At 67.1% G+C, this 19,305-nt stretch carries 17 protein-coding genes; all 17 read left to right on the forward strand.

Annotated features, from left to right (window positions below):
* Positions 1–1,380: an RsmB/NOP family class I SAM-dependent RNA methyltransferase gene (locus ACFQZV_RS09835; RefSeq protein ID WP_378749708.1), complete on the forward strand. Its 1,380-nt coding sequence runs from the start codon at positions 1–3 to the stop codon at positions 1,378–1,380.
* 7 nt (positions 1,381–1,387) lie between these two features.
* Positions 1,388–2,056 carry a ribulose-phosphate 3-epimerase gene (gene rpe, locus ACFQZV_RS09840; protein ID WP_378749042.1) on the forward strand — a complete coding sequence of 223 codons (669 nt, stop codon included), beginning with the start codon at positions 1,388–1,390 and terminating at the stop codon, positions 2,054–2,056.
* A gap of 37 nt (positions 2,057–2,093) precedes the next feature.
* Positions 2,094–2,357, forward strand: a complete 264-nt coding sequence (locus ACFQZV_RS09845) for a phosphoribosyl-ATP diphosphatase (protein WP_378749044.1) — start codon at positions 2,094–2,096, stop codon at positions 2,355–2,357.
* 46 nt (positions 2,358–2,403) lie between these two features.
* Complete coding sequence (gene hisG / locus ACFQZV_RS09850) at positions 2,404–3,246, forward strand: ATP phosphoribosyltransferase (RefSeq protein WP_378749046.1); 843 nt, start codon at positions 2,404–2,406, stop codon at positions 3,244–3,246.
* Entirely contained in the window at positions 3,246–4,049 is an 804-nt protein-coding gene (gene hisF, locus ACFQZV_RS09855; protein WP_378749048.1) for an imidazole glycerol phosphate synthase subunit HisF, read from the forward strand. Before hisG ends, hisF begins: the two co-directional genes overlap by 1 nt.
* Complete coding sequence (gene hisI / locus ACFQZV_RS09860) at positions 4,046–4,402, forward strand: phosphoribosyl-AMP cyclohydrolase (protein ID WP_378749050.1); 357 nt, start codon at positions 4,046–4,048, stop codon at positions 4,400–4,402. The genes hisF and hisI overlap by 4 nt, the downstream gene beginning before the upstream one ends.
* On the forward strand, positions 4,399–5,004 hold the full coding sequence (locus ACFQZV_RS09865; RefSeq protein ID WP_378749052.1) for a Trp biosynthesis-associated membrane protein: 606 nt from the start codon (positions 4,399–4,401) through the stop codon (positions 5,002–5,004). The genes hisI and ACFQZV_RS09865 overlap by 4 nt, the downstream gene beginning before the upstream one ends.
* Positions 5,005–5,034: 30 nt before the next feature.
* Positions 5,035–5,265: a DUF6704 family protein gene (locus ACFQZV_RS09870; protein WP_378749054.1), complete on the forward strand. Its 231-nt coding sequence runs from the start codon at positions 5,035–5,037 to the stop codon at positions 5,263–5,265.
* A 1-nt stretch (position 5,266) separates the two neighbouring features.
* Positions 5,267–6,079: an indole-3-glycerol phosphate synthase TrpC gene (gene trpC / locus ACFQZV_RS09875; RefSeq protein WP_378749056.1), complete on the forward strand. Its 813-nt coding sequence runs from the start codon at positions 5,267–5,269 to the stop codon at positions 6,077–6,079.
* Complete coding sequence (gene trpB, locus ACFQZV_RS09880; RefSeq protein WP_378749058.1) at positions 6,066–7,283, forward strand: tryptophan synthase subunit beta; 1,218 nt, start codon at positions 6,066–6,068, stop codon at positions 7,281–7,283. The genes trpC and trpB overlap by 14 nt, the downstream gene beginning before the upstream one ends.
* On the forward strand, positions 7,280–8,068 hold the full coding sequence (trpA, locus tag ACFQZV_RS09885) for a tryptophan synthase subunit alpha (RefSeq protein WP_378749061.1): 789 nt from the start codon (positions 7,280–7,282) through the stop codon (positions 8,066–8,068). Before trpB ends, trpA begins: the two co-directional genes overlap by 4 nt.
* 24 nt (positions 8,069–8,092) lie before the next feature.
* On the forward strand, positions 8,093–9,052 hold the full coding sequence (lgt, locus tag ACFQZV_RS09890; protein ID WP_378749063.1) for a prolipoprotein diacylglyceryl transferase: 960 nt from the start codon (positions 8,093–8,095) through the stop codon (positions 9,050–9,052).
* A 67-nt stretch (positions 9,053–9,119) separates the two neighbouring features.
* A complete protein-coding gene (gene gltB, locus ACFQZV_RS09895) occupies positions 9,120–13,691 on the forward strand; it encodes a glutamate synthase large subunit (protein WP_378749065.1) in 4,572 nt (1,523 codons plus the stop codon).
* A complete protein-coding gene (locus tag ACFQZV_RS09900; RefSeq protein ID WP_378749067.1) occupies positions 13,684–15,141 on the forward strand; it encodes a glutamate synthase subunit beta in 1,458 nt (485 codons plus the stop codon). Before gltB ends, ACFQZV_RS09900 begins: the two co-directional genes overlap by 8 nt.
* A 56-nt stretch (positions 15,142–15,197) precedes the next feature.
* Entirely contained in the window at positions 15,198–16,640 is a 1,443-nt protein-coding gene (gene pyk, locus ACFQZV_RS09905; protein ID WP_378749069.1) for a pyruvate kinase, read from the forward strand.
* A 129-nt stretch (positions 16,641–16,769) separates the two neighbouring features.
* Positions 16,770–18,782, forward strand: coding sequence for a BCCT family transporter (locus tag ACFQZV_RS09910; protein WP_378749071.1), 2,013 nt, complete (start codon positions 16,770–16,772; stop codon positions 18,780–18,782).
* Positions 18,783–18,902: 120 nt separating this feature from the next.
* Positions 18,903–19,253, forward strand: a complete 351-nt coding sequence (locus ACFQZV_RS09915) for an SHOCT domain-containing protein (protein ID WP_378749710.1) — start codon at positions 18,903–18,905, stop codon at positions 19,251–19,253.
* Positions 19,254–19,305 lie beyond the last annotated feature (52 nt).

Here is a 19,305-nt window from a genome sequence, read left to right on the forward strand (position 1 = left end):
ATCCAGCCTGCCCGGCGCGTGGCCTACGACATTATCCGCGCCGTCCATGAATCCGACGCCTACGCGAACCTCCTGCTTCCCACCGCCATCGAGCGCGCGGGTCTCTCGACGGCGGATGCCGGGTTGGCGACCGAGCTGACCTACGGCACCCTGCGGCGCGAGGGAACCTACGACGCCGTGGTGTCCCTCGCCGCCGATCGTGCCGTCCACGACATCGATCCCGCCGTCCTCGACGCTTTGCGCCTCGGGGTGCATCAACTGCTGTCCACGCGAGTGGCCTCGCATGCCGCGGTGAACGAATCCGTGGAGTTGGCGCGCGAATTCGCCGGAAGAGGGGCAGCAGGCTTTGCCAACGCCGTGCTGCGGCGCGTCTCGCGCGACACGCCCGGGGACTGGATGATGCGCGTCGGCGAGTCCGCACGTTCAGACGACGAACGGCTCGGTCTGATGTTCGCCCACCCGGTGTGGGTGGTCCGTGCCCTTCGTCGCGCTCTGGCCGCCGAAGGGCGCAGCGGCGAACTCGACGCCTTGCTCGACGCCGACAACGTCTCGCCACGCGTGACGATGGCCGCCTTGCCGGGACTCGCGGAGATTCCCGTCGACGCTCGACGCACGCCCTTTTCACCCCTGGGATTCCGGTCGGACGGCGGAGATCCGACACGGGTCGTCGCGGACTCGTCCGGGACGATCCGGGTGCAGGACGAAGGCTCGCAACTCGCCGCGCTCGCGCTGACTCGGTTCAGCCCGATCGCACCGGACGAGCGGTGGCTCGATCTGTGCGCCGGGCCCGGCGGAAAGACGGCGGTGCTCGCCGCCGAAGCTCTCGCCTCGGGCGCCCGGCTCGAGGCGAACGAGATCGTGCCGGCCCGCGCCGGACTTGTCCGCAAAGCTCTGGCCGGCGTCCCGCTCGATGTCCCTGTGTCCGAACAAGACGGTCGCACGCGCGCCGCCCAGGCCCCTGCGTCCTACGACAGGATCCTGGTCGACGCGCCGTGTACGGGTCTCGGCGCGTTGCGTCGACGCCCAGAGGCACGGTGGCGGAAGTCGCCGTCCGACGTGCCGGAGCTGACGGAACTGCAACGAGAACTGCTCTCGGCGGCGGTCGGCGCCCTGCGGCCCGGGGGAGTGGTGGCATATGTGACCTGCTCGCCGCATCTCGCCGAGACGAGCGGCGTCGTCGCCGACGTCCGCCGCGAGTGGGGAGACGGGCTGGAGGAGCTCGACGCACGTGCCGCCGTGTCGGCTGTCAGTCGTACCGATCTGGGCCTGCTCGCTCAGGTCGACGGATCGGGGCGCGCGCAGCTGTGGCCGCACCGGCACAACACCGACGCGATGTCGATATCCCTGTTGCGACGCACCCCGGCACCCGCGCCGGGATAATGGGCAGGTGGCTTCCGCGCGCATCAACCCCAGCATCCTCGCCGCCGACTTCGTCAACATGCAGGCAGAACTCGGACGCATCGCCGCTGCCGACTTCGTTCACGTCGACGTCATGGACAACCACTTCGTCCCGAACCTGACGTTCGGGCCGCAGATGGTCGGCCGCATACAGGACACGAGTCCGGTGCCGCTGGACGTGCACCTGATGATCGACGACCCCGATCGGTGGGCTCCCGCGTATGCCGAACTCGGCGCCGCATCGGTGACGTTCCACCTCGAAGCCGCGCACGAGCCGGTGGCGCTCGCGCGACGACTGCGCGAGATCGGGGCACGTGCGGGTGTCGCCGTCAAACCGGGCACCGGCGTTGAGAGCCTGTTCGACATCTTCGACGAGTTCGACCAGATCCTGGTGATGACGGTGGAACCGGGGTTCGGCGGGCAGTCCTTCATGCCCGAGACCATGCCCAAGCTCCGCCGACTGTCCGATGAAGCACGTCGTCGAGGCTCGTCCGTGTGGTTGCAGGTCGACGGCGGTATCGGAGAGTCGACCATCGCGCAGGCCGCCGAAGCCGGTGCCGACACGTTCGTCGCAGGTTCCGCCGTGTTCGGCGCGGGAGATCCCGCTGCGGCGATCGCCGGTCTCCGCGCCGCCGCGCAGCACGCCCATCGTCACTGAGGCGCGTCCCCCTCTCGCAGGCCGGTACCCTGGCTGTGTGAAGACGTTCGACGATCTGTTCGCCGAGCTTGCGGCCAAAGCAAGCGCGCGCCCCGAGGGATCGGGCACCGTGGCACAACTGGATGCCGGTGTGCATGCGATCGGCAAGAAGATCGTCGAAGAGGCCGCCGAGGTCTGGATGGCGGCCGAATACGAGTCGAACGATGCCGCTGCCGAGGAGATCTCGCAACTGCTGTACCACCTGCAGGTGATGATGCTCGCGAAGGGGCTCACCCTCCAGGACGTGTACCGACATCTCTGAGCACCGCTCCCGTCCGCTCACCCCCAACTCCGAAAGTCCCGCCCCCATGCTGCGAATCGCCGTGCCGAACAAGGGCTCGCTCGCCGAGACCACGACCGACATGTTGCAGGAGGCCGGTTACACCGGTCGCCGCGACCCGAAAGACCTCCACGTCATCGACCCGGTCAACGAGGTCGAGTTCTTCTACCTGCGCCCGAAGGACATCGCCACCTACGTCGGTTCCGGCGCCCTCGATGTCGGGGTGACCGGCCGTGATCTCCTTTTGGACGCGCGGATGCCGGGGGCATCCGAGATCGAGGCGCTGGGATTCGGCGGCTCGACGTTCCGATTCGCCGGGCCCCCCGGCCGCTTCACCGACATCGAGGAGCTCGAGGGACTGCGCGTCGCGACGGCCTATCCCGGACTCGTCGACGGATTTCTCGACGCCCGGGGAATCGCCGTCGACCTGGTGCCCTTGGACGGAGCCGTGGAATCCGCCGTGCGTCTTGGCGTCGCTGACGCGGTGGCCGATGTCGTCTCGACCGGCACGACCCTGCGTCAGGCCGGCCTCGAGATCTTCGGACCCGTGATCCTCGAGTCCGAGGCCGTGCTCATCTCCGCCCCCGAAGAGGCCGAGGGAACCCAGACTCTCCTGCGGCGCCTGCGCGGCGTCATGGTCGCGCGGCGTTTCGTCATGGTGGATTACGACCTCCCGGCGAACCTCATCGATCAAGCGGTCACTCTCGCGCCCGGCATCGAGTCGCCGACGATCGCACCGCTGCGTGACCCCGACTGGGTCGCCGTGCGCGTGATGGTGCAACGCCAGAACGTGAACCAGATCATGGATTCCCTCTACGCGATCGGGGCGCGCGCCATCCTCGTGACGGCGATCCACAACGCGAGGCTCTGATGAGTCTGGTCTGCCGGGTCATCCCGTGCTTGGATGTGGCTGCGGGCCGGGTCGTGAAGGGTGTGAACTTCGAAAACCTGCGAGACATGGGCGATCCCGTCGAACTCGCCGGCGAGTACTACCGACAGGGCGCCGATGAGATCACCTTCCTCGATGTCACGGCCACGGTCGATGAACGTGCGACGACGTACGATGTCGTGCGTCGGACGGCCGAAGAGGTCTTCATTCCCCTGACAGTGGGGGGCGGCATTCGCTCCACCGACGACGTCGGCAGACTCCTTGCCGTCGGCGCCGACAAGATCGGTGTGAACTCGGCCGCAATCGCTCGTCCGCAGCTGCTCGATGAGATCGCGGATCGTTTCGGGTCGCAGGTTCTCGTGCTGTCGCTCGACGTCAAGCGCGCCACGGCTCAGTCGGTCGGCGCGTTCCCCTCGGGCTTCGTCGTGACGACCCACGGAGGTCGCACGGAAACGACGATCGATGCCGTGCAGTGGGCGCGCGAGGCCACCGAGCGAGGGGCCGGCGAGCTCCTCGTCAACTCGATCGATGCCGACGGGACGCGCGAGGGGTTCGACCTCGAACTCGTGCGTCTCATGCGGGAAGCCTCCAGCGTTCCGGTGATCGCCTCGGGAGGGGCCGGCGGCGCCGAACACTTCGCGCCCGCGATCAGCGCCGGCGCCGACGCCGTGCTCGCGGCATCCGTCTTCCACTCGGGCCACCTCACCGTGGGTGAGGTCAAAGCGACGATGTCGGCGCAGGGAATCCCGGTTCGTCACGTCATCGACGGGGAGGAGCCGGCGTGAACGTCGACGATCGGATCGCGCGGGTCACGTTCAACGACGACGGACTCGTCGCCGCGATCGTGCAGCAGTGGGACACGCGAGAGGTCCTCATGCTCGCCTGGATGGATGCCGAAGCGCTCCGCCGTACGCTCACCGAAGGCCGCGTGACCTACTGGTCGAGGTCTCGGCAGGAGTACTGGCGCAAGGGCGACACCTCGGGACACATCCAAGTCGTCCGCGGCGCGCGCCTGGACTGTGACGGCGATGCCGTGCTTCTCCTCGTCGAGCAGCACGGCGCCGCATGCCACACCGGCACCCGCACCTGTTTCGACTCCGTCGACCTCGAACCGACACGCGCGGAGGACGAAGGGTGATCCGTCGCGCCCGCACCCTCGCGGTGGTGGTCGTCCTCGCCGTCGGCGCCCTCGGGATCATCTCCTCGACCCAGACCTGGTTGACGGTGTTCCTCGATGACGACGTCCGCGGCACTCTCGACGTGTCCGGAGCCGACGCACTTCCCCTGCTCGCACCGCTCAGCCTCGCCACGCTCGCCCTCGGCGCCGCCTTGACCATCGTCGGCATCGTCCTCCGCTACGTGTTCGGTGCCCTGACCCTCGCGATCGCGGCACTGTCGGCGTGGGGCACGCTGAGCGTCGTGACCGGACCGACCACCACGCACGTGGCCTCGACGGTCACCGAGGCCACGGGCATCACCGGGGTGGCGGCGGTGGAGCAGCTCGTGGCCGGGACGGCCCGCACGCCCTGGCCGACCGTCATGCTCGTCGCCTGGAGCGTCCTGCTCGTGGCAGGGGTGTACATCCTCGTCACCGCCCACGCCTGGCGGCGCACCGGGCGACGGTACGCCACCGCCGAGATCTCGACGACCCCGACCGCCGGCTCACGCCCGCACGACGCCATCGACGATTGGGACGAGTTGTCGCGTGGCGAGGACCCGACGACACGACCGCTAGACTGACCACGGACCGCGACACCCCGGAGGAGATCCATGAGCAACAACATCGGCGACCCTGGCCACGGACACTCGCCCGCCGCCTGGACGGCCGTCGTGATCATGCTCGTCGCGTTCGCTTTGGGCACCGTGTTCTACTGGCTCGACATGCCCATCCTCGTGTGGGCGTCGGCGGGTCTGCTCGTCATCGGTCTGCTCGTGGGCTGGATCATGGCACGCGCCGGATACGGCGTGAACGGTCCCAAGTACTCGCCGAAAGCCCACTGACATGCTCGCCGACCTGACGGCCGGCGCGGTTCAGGATGCGGAGGCCCGCGCCTCCGAGCGCCCTCGCGCGCTCGTCGAATCGGTGGCACTCGCGCGCACCCCGGCGCGCGACGCGCTGCGAGCCCTCGCGCCCGCCGACACGGTAAAGATCATCGCCGAGGTCAAGCGCGCGAGTCCCTCACGCGGGGACCTCGCCCGCATCCCCGATCCCGCTCTGCAAGCACGCCGGTACGCCGACGGAGGCGCGTCGGCGATCTCGGTCCTCACCGAGGGGCGCCGGTTCAAGGGAAGCCTCGCCGACCTCGAAGCGGTCCAGGCCGCCGTCGACCTGCCGGTGCTGCGGAAAGACTTCATCGCGACCGAGTATCAGGTGCTCGAGGCCCGCGCATCCGGCGCCGACATGGTGCTGCTGATCGTCGCCGCGCTCGAACCTCGGCAGCTCCGGCGTCTGCACACGATGGTGAGCGATCTCGGCATGACGCCGCTGGTCGAAACCCACTCGGCTGACGAGGTCGCGATCGCCACAGACCTGGGTGCCCGCGTGATCGGGGTGAATGCCCGTGACCTGTCCACGTTCGAACTCGACCGCGATCTCTTCGGCAGACTGGTCGAGAAGATCCCCCAAGATACGGTGAAGATCGCCGAATCCGCCGTGATGCACCCCGACGACGTGGCCCACTACCGAGCGGCGGGAGCGGACGTCGTGCTCGTCGGCGAGGCCCTCGTCACCAGCGACCCGGTGTCGACGCTCCAGGCGTTCATCGCGGCGGGGTCGTTTCCCCGCGGAAGGAGCACATCCGATGAGTCTGCGTGATGCGCACGGCCCGTTCTTCGGCGAGTTCGGCGGCCGCTACATGCCCGAGTCGTTGATTGCGGCGATCGACGAACTGACCGCCGAGTACGACTCTGCCAAGGCGGATCCGGCGTTCCAGGACGAATTCGTCTCACTGCTGCATTCCTATGCAGGCCGCCCGTCGGCGATCACGGAGGTTCCACGCTTCGCCGAGCACGCGGGGGGCGCCCGCATCTTCTTGAAACGCGAAGATCTGAACCACACCGGCTCACACAAGATCAACAACGTGCTCGGCCAGGCGCTGCTGACCAAGCGGCTGGGGAAGACCCGCGTCATCGCCGAGACCGGCGCGGGTCAGCACGGTGTCGCCACGGCGACGGCGGCGGCGCTCTTCGGCTTCGACTGCACGATCTACATGGGCGAGGTCGACACCGAACGCCAGGCCCTCAACGTCGCCCGCATGCGGCTGCTCGGCGCGGAGGTCATTCCTGTCACGACCGGGTCACGCACCCTGAAGGATGCGATCAACGACGCGTATCGCGACTGGGTCGCGAGCGTCGAGACGACCAACTACATCTTCGGCACGGCCGCCGGTCCGCATCCTTTCCCGGCGATGGTGCGCGACTTCCAGAAGATCATCTCCGAAGAAGCACGCGCCCAACTGCTGGACGAGGTGGGTCGTCTCCCTGACGCGGTCGTCGCCTGTGTCGGCGGGGGCTCGAATGCCATCGGCATGTTCGACGCGTTCCTCGACGACGACGGCGTCGCCCTCTACGGCGTGGAGGCTGCCGGAGACGGCGTGGACACCGAACGGCACGCCGCATCGATCGAACGAGGCCGCCCCGGAGTTCTGCACGGCGCCAAGACCTTCGTGCTCCAGGACGAGGATGGCCAGACGATCGAATCGCACTCGATCTCGGCGGGGTTGGACTACCCGGGCGTCGGACCGGAGCATTCCTGGCTCGCATCGATCGGGCGCGCCGAGTACATCCCGGCGACCGACGACGAGGCGATGCAAGCATTGCGACTGCTGTCACGGACGGAGGGCATCATCCCCGCGATCGAATCCGCGCACGCCCTCGCCGGGGCACTGCGGATCGGCCGCGAACTGGGGCCGGACGGACTGATCGCCGTGTCGCTGTCGGGCCGCGGCGACAAGGACATGGACACGGCTGCACGCTACTTCGACCTGTACGACGGTGCACCCGAGGCGGAGGGCCGATGACCGACTCGCGTGTCGCAACAGCCATCGCCGCAGCTCACACCGAGGGACGCGGCGCGTTCATCGGATACCTGCCACTCGGGTACCCGGATCTCGACACCAGCATCGAAGCCGCCGTCACCCTGGCCGAGAACGGTGTCGACGTGCTCGAACTGGGCCCCCCGTACTCGGACCCCGTCATGGATGGGACCGTCATCCAGGAAGCGACCCAGGCCGCCCTGGCCGGGGGATTCCGCCTCCGGGACACCTTCACGGCGGTGAAGGCCATCACGCAGCGCGTCGAGGTCCCCGTGCTCGTCATGACGTACTGGAACCCGGTCATGCAGTACGGGGTCGACCGCTATGCCGACGACCTCGCGGCCGCGGGAGGTGCGGGCCTGATCACTCCGGACATCACCCCCGATGCCGCCGAGGAGTGGATCGCCGCGAGCATGCGCACCGGTCTGGATCGGATCTTCCTCGCGGCACCGACCTCGACGGATGAACGACTCGACCTCATCGTCGAGCACTCCACCGGTTTCGTGTACACCGTGTCCACGATGGGTATCACCGGCGAGCGTGCACAGCTGGACGCGGCCGCGCGCACCCTCGTTGCGCGCCTGCGGGAGCGTGGCGTCGGCAACGCATGCGTCGGGATCGGCATCTCCAACGCCGAGCAGGTCGCCGGCGTGCTCGACTACGCCGACGGTGCGATCGTCGGCACCGCGCTCGTGCGCGCCCTGCGCGACGGCGGACTGGAGAGTCTGGCCGCTGAGGCGCGTTCGCTCTCCGCCGGGACCGCCCGCTGACACTGGACAAGTAGGATTCACCTCATGCCTTTCGCGCCCACGAGCATCCCCAGCCCCGACATCAGCTCCTTCGCGCTGGGTCCGCTGACGATCCACTTCTACGCGCTGTGCATCATCACCGGCATCATCGTCGCGGTGTTGCTGACCAACAACCGCCTCACCAAACGGGGCGCCGAACCGTGGGTCGTCGTCGACATCGCTCTCATCGCCGTCCCACTCGCGATCATCGTCGCCCGTATCTATCACGTCGTCACCCACTGGGACTTCTACTTCGGTGAAGGCCGCAACCCGCTCACCGCCCTCTACATCTGGGAAGGCGGCATCGCGATCTACGGTGCTCTGATCGGTGGTGCGATCGGGGCATGGCTCGGATGCCGGTGGACGGGCATCCGATTCTGGACTTTCGCCGACGCGCTTGCCCCCGGTCTGCTGCTCGCGCAGGCGATCGGACGTTTCGGAAACTGGTTCAACCAGGAGCTGTACGGCCTTCCCACCGATCTGCCGTGGGGACTCGAGATCGACTACCCGAACCCCGCGTGGCCCGCCGGCCTGCCGGAGGGCACGCTGTTCCATCCGACGTTCCTCTACGAGATGCTGTGGAACCTTCTGGGTGTCTTCGTGCTGCTGTGGGCGGGTCATCGCCTGCGTCTGCAGTGGGGGCGCCTCTTCGGGCTGTACCTCATCTGGTACAGCGCGGGCCGGGTCGTCTGGGAGTCGATCCGTATCGATCCGAGCGACATCATCCTCGGCCTCCGCACGAACGTGTGGGCGGCGATCCTGGGGGTCATCCTCGGCGTCGTGATCATGGCAGTGCAGAAGCGGCGGCATCCCGGGTACGAGCCGTCGCCATATCGTCCCGGACGCGAATGGACGCCGGAGGGCGCTGTACAATCGCAGGACGAAATCGACTACGTCGACGTCAGTGACCCCTCGACGGACGTGGCCGATGAGGCCGAAGCCACAAGCACAGCCGCCACGAAGTAACGCGCACCGCCGAATGCGCCGGGCCGATGTCGTCCCATTTCGATCATCAAGACATGAGGACGGTGGTATGCCTGTGAGCGCCCGTCAGGACCTGAACGCAATGCCCCCCAAGCAGGGCATGTTCAATCCCGCCTTCGAGAAGGATGCGTGCGGCCTCGCCATGGTCGCGACCCTGCGCGGCGAACCGGGCCACGACATCATCGACCTGGCGTTGACGGCGCTGCGCAACCTCGAGCATCGTGGCGCGATCGGATCGGATGCCGGAACCGGCGACGGCGCCGGCATCCTCACGCAGATGCCCGATGCCTTTTTCCGTGAGGTCGTCGACTTCACCTTGCCCGCACCGGGGGAGTACGCGGCGGGGCTCGCCTTCCTCCCGCGCGATGACGACGCCCGTGAGGCTCAGAAGGCGGGCATCGAGGACATCGCCGCATCCGAAGGCCTGACGGTCTTGGGGTGGCGCGCCGTTCCGACCGACGACGAGCACCTCGGCAAACTCTCCTTCGAAGCACGCCCGGTGTTCGAACAGCTCTTCGTCTCGCGTCCCGCCACCCCCGACCACGCGGCGCTGTCGGGCATCGCCCTCGACCGGCGCACGTTCCGTTTGCGCAAGCGCACCCGAACCGAACTCGGTGCCTACTTCGTCTCGCTGTCGAGCCGCACGATCGGCTACAAGGGCATGGTCACGACGCTCCAACTCGAGCCGTTCTACCCCGACCTCTCCGACGAGCGGTTCGCCTCCGAGCTGGCGGTCGTGCACTCCCGCTATTCGACGAACACCTTCCCGTCGTGGCCCCTCGCGCAGCCCTTGCGCATGCTCGCCCACAACGGTGAGATCAACACGGTCAAGGGCAACCGCAACTGGATGCGAGCCCGCCAGTCGCAGCTCGAGTCCGAACTCATCGGCGACATCGGGCCGATCCTGCCGATCTGCACCGAAGGCGCGAGCGATTCCGCGTCCTTCGACGAGGTCCTCGAGCTGCTCACTCTCACCGGGCGAAGCCTGCCGCACGCCATCATGATGATGGTGCCCGAGGCGTACGAGAAGCAGGCCGACCTCGACCCCGACCTGCGGGCGTTCTACGATTTCCACGCCATTCAGATGGAGCCGTGGGACGGCCCGGCCGCGCTCATCTTCACCGACGGCACGCTCGTGGGTGCCACCCTCGACCGCAACGGGCTCCGCCCCGGGCGTTGGACCGAGACCACCGACGGCCTCGTCGTGATCGGCAGCGAGACGGGCGTGCTCGACTTCGCGCCCGAGCGGATCAAGCGTCGCGGTCGCCTCCGCCCCGGTCGCATGTTCCTCGTCGACACCGAGAAGGGCCGCATCGTCGAGGACGACGAGATCAAGCGCGACCTCGCGCAGATGCATCCGTGGCGGGAATGGCTCGACGCGGGACGCGTGCGCCTGGCAGATCTTCCCGAGCGCGAGCACATCGTGCATCCGATCGCCTCGATCACACGGCGCCAGCGCACCTTCGGTTACACCGAAGAAGAGGTCCGCATCATGCTCACGCCGATGGGGCAGAACGGCGCAGAACCACTGGGCGCCATGGGGTCCGATACCCCCGTCGCCGTGCTGAGCAACCGTCCTCGGCTGCTCTTCGACTACTTCACGCAGCAGTTCGCACAGGTCACCAATCCTCCGCTGGACTCCATCCGCGAGGAGGTCGTCACCTCCCTTGCGCTGGGACTGGGCCCGGAGCGAAACCTCCTGGACTGGGGCCCCAAGCACACGCGGACGGTCACCCTCGATTTCCCGGTGATCGACAACGACGAACTCGCGAAGATCCAGCACATCCACACCGCGTTGCCCGGCCGATCGTCGGTGACGATCCGGGGCCTGTACCGCGCCGCCTCCGGCGCGAAGGGCATGCAGAAACGCCTCGCGCAGATGTGTCAGGAGGCAGAACAGGCGATCGAGGACGGCGCCGAGTTCATCGTCTTGAGCGATCGTGACTCGAACAAGGACCTCGCACCGATCCCGTCGCTGCTCATGCTCGCCGCGGTCCACCACCACCTGATCCGCAAGCAGACCCGCATGCGCGTCGGGCTCGTCGTCGAAGCAGGTGACGTCCGCGAAGTACACCACGTGGCTACCCTCATCGGCTACGGCGCCTCGGCCGTCAACCCGTACCTGGCGATGGAGACCGTGGAGTATCTCGTCCGCGCCGGCTTCATCACCGGGGTCGCGCCCGAGAAGGCCGTGAAGAACCTGATCTATGCGCTCGGCAAGGGCGTCCTGAAGATCATGTCGAAGATGGGCATCTCGACGGTGTCCTCCTACGCCGGCGCCCAAGTGTTCGAGGCGGTGGGTCTGTCCGAGGAACTCATCGACGCGTACTTCGCCGGAACGGAATCCAAGCTCGGCGGCGTCGGCCTCGACGTCATCGCCGCCGAGAACGCGGCACGGCACGCCTATGCGTACCCGGAGGATCCCGCGGTGCGCGCCCACGAACGACTGTGGACGGGAGGCGAGTACCAGTGGCGCCGAGACGGTGCCCCCCATCTCTTCAACCCCGACACCGTCTTCCGTTTGCAGCACTCGACGCGCGAACGACGGTACGACATCTTCCGGGAGTACACGAAGCTCGTCGACGATCAGGCTGAAGAGCTCAAGACGCTGCGCGGATTGTTCCGCCTGCGCACCGGCACCCGACCACCCGTCCCGCTCGATGAGGTCGAGCCGGTGTCGGCGATCGTCAAGCGCTTCTCCACCGGAGCGATGAGCTATGGGTCGATCTCGCGCGAAGCGCACGAGACCCTCGCGATCGCGATGAACCGCATCGGAGGCAAGTCCAACACCGGTGAGGGCGGCGAAGACGTCGAGCGCCTCCTCGATCCTGAACGACGGAGTGCGATCAAGCAGGTCGCCTCAGGTCGCTTCGGTGTGACGAGCCTCTACCTCACTGAAGCCGACGACATCCAGATCAAGCTGGCACAGGGCGCCAAGCCCGGCGAAGGTGGTCAGCTGCCGCCCACGAAGGTCTACCCCTGGGTGGCGCGCACGCGGCACGCGACCGCGGGTGTCGGCCTGATTTCACCGCCTCCCCACCACGACATCTACTCGATCGAAGACCTCAAACAGCTCATCTTCGACCTGAAGCGGGCCAATCCGGGCGCGCGGGTGCATGTGAAGCTCGTCAGCCAGTCCGGCATCGGGGCGGTCGCCGCGGGCACGGCGAAGGCCCTCGCCGATGTGATCCTCGTCTCGGGTCACGACGGAGGCACCGGCGCGAGCCCGCTCAACTCCCTCAAGCATGCAGGCACGCCGTGGGAGCTGGGGTTGGCGGAGACCCAACAGACGCTCATGCTCAACGGCATGCGCGACCGCGTGGTCGTGCAGGTCGACGGCCAGCTCAAGACCGGCCGCGACGTCGTGATCGGCGCGCTGCTCGGTGCAGAGGAGTTCGGGTTCGCCACGGCGCCCCTCGTCGTCGAGGGATGCATCATGATGCGCGTCTGCCACCTCGACACCTGCCCTGTCGGCGTCGCCACCCAGAACCCCGTGCTCCGTTCGCGGTTCAGCGGCAAGCCGGAGTTCGTCGTCAACTTCATGGAGTTCATCGCCCAAGAGGTGCGCGAGATTCTCGCCGAGCTGGGCTACCGCTCGCTCGACGAGATCGTCGGGCGCAACGACCTGCTCGACATCGACGGCGCTGTCGCCCATTGGAAGGCCGGGGGCCTCGATCTCGCTCCGGTCCTCGGCGGGCCGCTGTTCGCAGACGACGAACCGCGGCGCAACACCCGCGGGCAGCTCCACGAACTCGACGAGCACTTCGACAAGCAGCTCATCGAGCGTGCGGGCGGTGTCATCGCCGACGGCGGGCACATCACGATCGACCTGCCGATCCGCAACACCGAGCGCGCGGTCGGCACGATGCTCGGTCATCACGTCACGAAGGCACACGGCGAGAACGGTCTGCAATCCGGATCGATCGAGGTGAACCTCACCGGTTCTGCAGGCCAGTCCTTCGGTGCGTTCCTGCCCGCCGGGATCACCCTCCGACTCGAAGGCGACTCGAACGACTATGTCGGCAAGGGTCTCTCGGGTGGTCAGATCGTCGTGCGCCCCCCGCGCGGGGCGACCTTCCCTGCATCCGAGAACGTCATCGCCGGAAACGTCATCGGCTACGGCGCCACACAGGGGACGATGTTCCTCAGCGGCGTCGTCGGCGAACGATTCTTCGTGCGCAACTCCGGCGCGACGGCCGTGGTCGAGGGCGTGGGGGACCATGCCCTGGAATACATGACCGGCGGGCTGGCCGTGATCCTCGGATCGACCGGACGCAACCTCGGCGCCGGCATGTCCGGTGGCACCGCGTACGTGTACCGCTTGGACGAGGCGCTGGTCAACCGCGAATCGCTCAACAGCGGCGAGCTCGAACTCGGTGAGCTCGGGTCTGCGGATGCCGAGATGCTGCGGGACCTGCTCGAACAGCACGTCGCGCACACCGACTCGACGTTGGCTGCGCGCCTGCTGAAGGACTTCGACGAGGAGGTCGGCAACTTCGTCCGCGTCATGCCGAGGGACTACGCGGCGGTGCTGCGTACCCGTCAAGAGGCCATCGCGGAAGGACTCGATCCGGACGGGGACGTCGTCTGGAGCCGCATTCTGGAGGTGACAGGTGGCTGACCCGAAGGGCTTTCTGAAGGTCACCGAGCGCGAGCTTCCCGCCCGCCGCCCGGTGCCGGTCCGCATCATGGACTGGAAAGAAGTGTACGAACCCGGGGACTCCGCTGTGCTGCGTCGGCAGGCGGGTCGCTGTATGGATTGCGGAGTGCCGTTCTGCCATCAGGGGTGCCCGCTGGGGAACCTCATCCCGGAATGGAACGATCTCATGTGGCGAGGGGAGGGGCGAGCCGCCAGCGAGCGGCTACATGCCACGAACAACTTCCCCGAGTTCACCGGGCGTCTGTGTCCGGCACCCTGTGAGAGTGCCTGCGTTCTGGGTATCAATCAGCCCGCGGTGACGATCAAGCAAGTCGAGGTGTCGATCGTCGACGACGCCTTCGCGAAGGGCTGGATCGAGCCGGAACCGCCGGGGCGCCTCACCGGCAAGACGGTCGCCGTCGTCGGATCCGGACCCGCTGGCCTGGCTGCCGCGCAACAGCTGACCCGGGCCGGACACACCGTCGCGGTGTACGAGCGCGACGATCGGATCGGTGGATTGCTGCGGTACGGCATCCCCGATTTCAAGATGGAGAAGAAGCATCTCGAGCTACGCCTGCGTCAGATGCAGGACGAGGGCACGCGTTTCCGGGCGGGAGTCGAGATCGGCCGCGATATCACGTGGGATGATCTTCGCGCGCGTTACGACGCCGTCGTGGTGGCCACGGGATCGACCGTTCCCCGCGACCTGCCGATTCCGGGACGCGACCTGGACGGCGTCCACTTCGCCATGGAGTACCTCGTCGAGTCCAACCGGGCTGTCGCCGGCGACACGGTCCCGAACCAGATCTCGGCCGAGGGCAAGCACGTCGTGGTGATCGGCGGCGGCGACACCGGCGCTGACTGCATCGGCACCGCCCACCGACACGGGGCCCTCAGCGTGACGAACCTCGCGATCGGCAAACGTCCTCCCGAGGAGCGCCCCGGCCATCAGCCCTGGCCGACGACGCCGACTCTGTTCGAGGTGTCCTCCGCCCATGAAGAGGGTGGCGAACGTTCGTACCTCGCGTCGACCGTCGAGTTCCTCAGCAACGATGCCGGAGAAGTGCGTGCCCTGCGCGTCGCCGAGACAGAGTTCGTCGACGGCCGGCGCGTCCCCAAATCGGGAACCGAACGAGAGATTCCCGCCGACCTCGTCCTGATCGCGATGGGTTTCACCGGGCCGGAGCGACCCGCTCTCGAGGAGCAGCTCGGGGCGCAGTTCACCGAACGCGGGGCGATCGACCGCGATGGAAACTACGAGTCCACCGTGCCGGGTGTGTTCGTCACCGGTGACGCCGGTCGCGGCCAATCACTCATCGTGTGGGCGATCGCCGAAGGTCGTGCGACCGCCGCCGCCGTCGACGCCCACCTCATGGGCGTCACCGAACTGCCTGCTCCTGTTCGTCCGACCGATCTCGCGATCGGCCTATAGCCCCCGTAGGCTGAAAACGCCTTCGCCCTCGACATCACAACCGGAGAATTGCACGGATGAGACGCGCCAAGATCGTCGCCACACTGGGACCCGCCACATCGTCGTACGAGATGGTTCGCGCCATCATCGACGCCGGAGTGGACGTCGCCCGATTGAACCTCAGCCATGGAGACCACTCGGTCCACGAGAAGAACCTGGCGAACGTCCGCAAGGCGGCCGATGACGCCGGGCGACCCGTCGCCGTGCTGGTCGACCTGCAGGGACCGAAGATCCGTCTCGGAAGGTTCGAAGACGGCCCGCACGAGCTGGCCGTCGGCGACATCTTCAAGATCACGACCGAGGACGTTCCCGGCTCCAAGGAGATCGTCTCGACGACGTTCGCGGGGCTGCCGCACGACGTCTCACCCGGCGATTTCCTCCTCATCGACGACGGCAAGGTGCGTGTCAAGGTTCTCGAGACCGACGGCACCGTCGTGACGACCGAGGTCATCGTCGCCGGCCCCGTCTCGAACAACAAGGGGATCAACCTTCCCGGGGTCGCGGTCAACGTGCCGGCACTCTCCGAAAAGGACGAAGCCGACCTGCGGTGGGGTCTCAACGCCGGAGCTGATCTCATCGCCCTGTCGTTCGTGCGCAGCGCCAAGGACGTCCAGCGCGTGCACGTCATCATGGCCGAAGAGGGACGCCACATCCCGGTGATCGCCAAGATCGAAAAGCCTCAGGCCGTCGACAACCTCGAAGAGATCATCGACGCATTCGACGGCATCATGGTCGCGCGCGGCGACTTGGGGGTCGAACTGCCGCTCGAGGCGGTCCCGATCGTTCAGAAGCGCGCGGTCGAGCTGTGCCGACGTATGGCCAAGCCGGTGATCGTGGCGACCCAGATGCTCGAATCCATGATCGACAACCCCGTCCCGACGCGCGCCGAAACCAGCGACGTCGCCAACGCCGTCATCGACGGAGCCGACGCGGTCATGCTGTCGGGCGAGACGAGTGTCGGCGCTTACCCGGTCGTCGTCGTCGAGACGATGGCGCGCATCGTCGAATCCACCGAAGAACACGGACTCGAGCGCATCGCGCCGATGACCGCCAAACCCCGCACGCAGCCGGGCGCGATCACGCTCGCGGCTCTCGAAGTCGCCGACTTCGTCGAGGCGACGCACCTGTGCATCTTCACCGAGTCCGGAGACACCGCACGGCGGATGTCCCGCCTGCGCCCACGCATCCCCATGATCGGCTTCACGCCCGATCCGGCCATCCGGCGCCGCATGGCGCTCACGTGGGGCGTGCAGTCCACGCTGGTCGAGCCCGTGCCGCACACCGATCGCATGTTCATCCAGGTCGACGACTATCTGCTCGCCAACGAGCTCGCCGAGGTGGGTGACAAGGTCGTGGTCATCTCGGGATCGCCCCCCGGAATCATCGGTTCGACCAACGACATCCGCATCCACAAGGTCGGTGACGCCGTCCACGGCAAGGCACCGATCTACCGCGAGTAGCCCGCCGCGAATCGCGCGCAACGCCCGCCCCGCGCCTGCGGGGCGGGCGTTCGTCTGACTATCGTTGTCTCCACACAGCGTCGACGCGGCCGCCCGGTCGTGGGCGCACGACCGGGGAGACTGATAGATATGTCGAGTCCGACGAACGACGGAAGCCATAGTTCGCCGCCCACAGGCGGAGGCAAACCCAAGGGAGCGCGCGCCGACGGCGTCAAGCGCGTGATCGAGGAGGTCACCAAGCCCGGCTTGGTGCACCCCGCTCTGATCCCCGGAATCGGGGTCGAGAGAACGGGCAGAGCGTTCCCGATGAACTGGGGAGTGTTCATCTTCGCGGCCATCGTCGCGCTGGGAGTGATCATCTGGGCGTTCGCCGCGCCGGACAGCCTCAGCGAGGTGGGCGGCGAAGCCCTCGGGTGGGTGAGCACGAACTTCGGGTGGCTGTTCTCCGCCCTGGCGATCGTGGTCCTGCTCTTCATGCTCGTGATCGGGTACGGCCGCAGCGGCGGCGTCCGCTTGGGGTCCGACGATGAGAAGCCCGAGTTCTCGACGACATCCTGGATCGCGATGTTGTTCTCGGCAGGAATCGGAATCGGACTGCTGTTCTACGGTCCGTACGAACCGTTGCTGTTCTTCGTCGACCCGCCGAGCGGTTTCGACGTCGCGCCTGAGTCTGCAGCGGCGATGAAGACCGCCATGGCCCAGGCGATGCTCCACTGGGGACCCGTCGCATGGGCGTTCTACGCACTCGTCGGCGGCGCCATCGCCTACAGTGCGTATCGACGCGGCCGCGCGCCGCTCATCTCGGCGATCTTCGAGCCCATTTTCGGCAAGCGCACCCAAGGCCCGATCGGTGCGGTGATCGACGTCTTCGCGATCATCGTGACCCTCTTCGGAACCGCGGTCTCGCTGGGTATCGGTGTGCTGCAGATCGGACGTGGGTTCGAGGTCGTGACCGGTCTCGGCCCCGTCGGCAACACGTTCTTGATCAGCGCGATCGCCATCCTCGCGGCGTTGTTCATCATCTCGGCCGTTTCGGGCATCAAGCGCGGCATTCGCATCCTGTCGAACATCAACATGGTGCTCGCCGGCATGCTCGCGGTGTTCGTCTTCCTCGTGGGGCCGACGATCTTCCTGCTCAACTTCTTCCCGGCCGCCGCCGTCGAGTACTTCAACGAACTCGGCACCATGCTCTCGCGCAGCGCGAACGACGGTGAGGCCGCCGCAGGCTTCATGTCGGCGTGGACGACGTTCTATTGGGCGTGGTGGGTGTCGTGGACGCCGTTCGTCGGCATGTTCATCGCGAAGATCTCGCGAGGCCGCACCCTGCGCGAATTCGTCACCGTCGTGATCATCGTCCCGTCGGCGGTCTGCTTGGCGTGGTTCGTGATCTTCGGCGGCACGTCGATGTTCATGGAAGCATCCGGAGTGCCCCTCAGCGCCGCGGGCGGCGGCGAAGAGGTCTTGTTCGGGGTGCTGAACGAACTGCCGTTCGGTCTCATCACGAGCGTTCTCGCGATGATCTCGATCGTGATCTTCTTCGTGACCTCGGCCGACTCCGCGTCGATCGTCATGGGATCGATGTCGCAGCACGGACGCCCGGAGCCCTCGTCGTGGGTCACCATCTTGTGGGGATCGCTGCTGGCACTCGTCGCCGCTTCGCTGCTCCTCGCCGGTGGCCAGAATGCCCTGTCGGGCCTGCAGTCGATCATGGTCGTCTCGGCCCTGCCGTTCTCGTTCGTCGTGATCGGCATCATGATCGCCTGGGCGAAGGATCTCGGCACCGACCCGTATGTCCTGCGCAGCAAATATGCGCGCGCGGCGATTCGCGAGGGTGTCCGCAAGGGAATCGAAGAACACGGCGACGACTTCGTGTTCGACGTCAGCGAGGTTCCCTCTGGGGATGGCGCCGGCGCGTGGTTCGATTCGGATGATCCATCACTCACCGAGTGGTACGTCGAGGCGACGACGGGTCCGATCGACACCGTCACCGCCGAGGACGTGCGACGGACGCTCGAGCCCGGCCACATCCAGCACAAGGGCCCGGACCGCCCCGACCACACCGCATCCGGTGACGCATCGTTGACCGTGAACGAAGATCGTCGCTCGCGGCGTCGGGCACGCGAGGAGCAATCGGACGACTGATTCCGAACCGTTCCCACGGGCGGCCGCACTCGATACGCTGAGTGCGGCCGCCCGCGGCTTCGGGCCGGTCTTCCCCGAAAGGAGCCGATTGTGTGGGACTTGTTCTGGCTGATCCTCTGGATGTTCTACATCGCGGCGTACGTCTTCGTCGTCGCACTGATCCTCATCGACCTGTTCCGTGATCACGAGCTGAGCGGATGGTGGAAGGCGGTGTGGGTCGTGTTCTTGATCTTCGTGCCGTTCCTCACCGCTCTGGTGTACCTCATCGCCCGCGGGGGAGGGATGGCAGCACGCGCGAACGCGCGCCATGCCCGCGTGGCAGAGGACGACTCGTACCGCCCGACGGCGTCGTCGTCTCCGTCACAAGACATCGCGCAAGCGAAGGCGCTGTTGGATGCCGGCACCATCACCCAGGGCGAGTTCGAGGCGCTCAAGAGCAAAGCGCTCGGGAATCAGTACTTCGGCGCCTGACATCCTCCTTGCCGGACGGCGCCACCCATTCGTCTGACGGGACCGGAGTCGT

This window comes from Microbacterium koreense (assembly GCF_042677105.1).
GTDB classification, from domain to species: Bacteria; Actinomycetota; Actinomycetes; order Actinomycetales; family Microbacteriaceae; genus Microbacterium; species Microbacterium koreense.

Bases quoted from the DNA above. Each gene is read 5' to 3' on its own strand.
- hisG (WP_378749046.1), top strand. From the start codon at position 2,404: ATGCTGCGAATCGCCGTGCCGAACAAGGGCTCGCTCGCCGAGACCACG.
- hisF (WP_378749048.1), top strand. From the start codon at position 3,246: ATGAGTCTGGTCTGCCGGGTCATCCCGTGCTTGGATGTGGCTGCGGGC.
- ACFQZV_RS09870 (WP_378749054.1), top strand. From the start codon at position 5,035: ATGAGCAACAACATCGGCGACCCTGGCCACGGACACTCGCCCGCCGCC.
- trpC (WP_378749056.1), top strand. From the start codon at position 5,267: ATGCTCGCCGACCTGACGGCCGGCGCGGTTCAGGATGCGGAGGCCCGC.
- trpB (WP_378749058.1), top strand. From the start codon at position 6,066: ATGAGTCTGCGTGATGCGCACGGCCCGTTCTTCGGCGAGTTCGGCGGC.
- trpA (WP_378749061.1), top strand. From the start codon at position 7,280: ATGACCGACTCGCGTGTCGCAACAGCCATCGCCGCAGCTCACACCGAG.
- lgt (WP_378749063.1), top strand. From the start codon at position 8,093: ATGCCTTTCGCGCCCACGAGCATCCCCAGCCCCGACATCAGCTCCTTC.
- gltB (WP_378749065.1), top strand. From the start codon at position 9,120: ATGCCTGTGAGCGCCCGTCAGGACCTGAACGCAATGCCCCCCAAGCAG.
- pyk (WP_378749069.1), top strand. From the start codon at position 15,198: ATGAGACGCGCCAAGATCGTCGCCACACTGGGACCCGCCACATCGTCG.
- ACFQZV_RS09910 (WP_378749071.1), top strand. From the start codon at position 16,770: ATGTCGAGTCCGACGAACGACGGAAGCCATAGTTCGCCGCCCACAGGC.
- ACFQZV_RS09915 (WP_378749710.1), top strand. From the start codon at position 18,903: ATGTTCTACATCGCGGCGTACGTCTTCGTCGTCGCACTGATCCTCATC.